General features: G+C 43.3%; 1 protein-coding gene and 1 pseudogene. One reads left to right on the top strand and one right to left on the bottom strand.

Translation table 11 applies throughout. The annotated features are described in order from the left end of the window. Nucleotides 1-284: 284 nt before the first annotated feature. Nucleotides 285-1,310 carry an ABC transporter permease gene (locus tag IQ224_RS23430; RefSeq protein ID WP_002732998.1) on the top strand — a complete coding sequence of 342 codons (1,026 nt, stop codon included), beginning with the start codon at nt 285-287 and terminating at the stop codon, nt 1,308-1,310. Between the two features lie 84 nt (nt 1,311-1,394). Here the strand turns inward: IQ224_RS23430 and IQ224_RS23425 are convergent. Then, a pseudogene (locus IQ224_RS23425) lies at nt 1,395-1,510 on the bottom strand (IS630 family transposase); the annotation flags it as partial.

Here is a 1,510-nt window from a genome sequence, read left to right as displayed (position 1 = left end):
TTCGCTTCGCTTTCGCTTTGCTTCAACCGCGCATTTACCAATGTATCTAACTTCCCCAGGTTTGTCAACCCCTTTTGGCAAAATTTTTTGATCTTTTTTCTATCCCTTGCTCCGTAAGCCTTTCAGCCTTTAGGGGCTTTTGGTAGTCCCTTGCTCAGAACTGTCGGTGCAGCTACTTTAGTTTACTTGTACTAAATATTCCCTCAGCTTAATTTTTTCTCGATCGCTCGGTCCTTTTTGGGGTATGGTTCCTTGAGAATCTATCTTCTGAAAGGAAAGCCCTCATGTCTCGCCGCGCTGCTTTACAATCCTATTTACTGGTGCGTTTACTCCTAGCTCCCTTGATGTTATGGACGATCGTGACGGTGGTTTTTCTACTGATGCGTGTTGCCCCAGGTGATCCCACGGATGCGATTTTAGGCAACCGCGCTCCTGAAAGTGCCAAAAATGCCCTAAGAGAACAGTTAGGACTGAATAAGCCCCTATTTTTCCAGTATCTAGACTATATTTTCAATCTCATGCGTCTCAATTTAGGAGACTCTTTAACCAGTAAGGGGGTGACGGTGTGGGAGATTATCGCTAAACATTTTCCGGCGACGGTGGAACTAACTTTTTATGGAATGCTAATTGCGGTGATAGTGGGAGTCGGATTGGGAATTATCACCGCTTCCCGTCCGAATACCCCCTTAGATGCGGGGGGACGTTTATTTGGACTGATAACCTATTCCTTGCCGATTTTTTGGGTGGGAATGCTCTTACAGCTAATTTTTGCGGTACAGTTGCGCTGGTTTCCTTTGGGGACTCGTTTTCCTTTGAGTGAGACTCCACCCCAGACAATTACGGGTTTATACACCTTTGATAGTCTGATGACTCTACAACTAGATAAGTTGCCTACGGCGTTGTATTATCTAGCCTTACCTAGTTTTACTCTCGGCATTCTTTTGAGTGGGATTTTTGAACGGATGGTGCGAGTTAATCTGAAACAAACTTTGCAAGCGGACTATGTAGATGCGGCAAAAGCGAGAGGAATACCAGAAAAAACGATTATGATTGCCCATGCGCTGAAAAATGCCCTAATTCCCGTAATTACTGTTTTAGGATTAACTTTTGCGGCTCTTTTAGGTGGTGCAGTCTTGACGGAAGTTACTTTTTCTTGGCCGGGTTTGGGAAATCAGTTATATCGGGCGATTTCTCTGCGGGATTACCCAACAGTGCAGGGATTAATGGCTTTTTTTGCGACAATAGTGGTCTTTGCCAGTATTTTGATCGATTTAATCAATGCTTACATTGATCCTCGCATCCGTTATTAATCAGGGAGGTGGGGAGAAGGGAGAGGGACTTTGAGCATTTGCACTAATATTAATTTTCAATAGTCGTGACGTAATACCATTTTTCTAAATTCCTGACAGACATAGAGCTTCTAAAATCCAAGACCATCCCGTCAAATACCCGATCGTGTCATTGGATAGAGAATTTAAAAGATGGTAAAGTTTACTTCTTAAGTTATCAA

This window comes from Microcystis sp. LEGE 00066 (genome assembly GCF_015207925.1).
Taxonomy (GTDB): Bacteria; Cyanobacteriota; Cyanobacteriia; order Cyanobacteriales; family Microcystaceae; genus Microcystis; species Microcystis ichthyoblabe_A.
This window is presented reverse-complemented; position numbering and strand designations above follow the sequence as displayed.

Bases quoted from the DNA above. Each gene is read 5' to 3' on its own strand.
- IQ224_RS23430 (WP_002732998.1), top strand. From the start codon at position 285: ATGTCTCGCCGCGCTGCTTTACAATCCTATTTACTGGTGCGTTTACTC.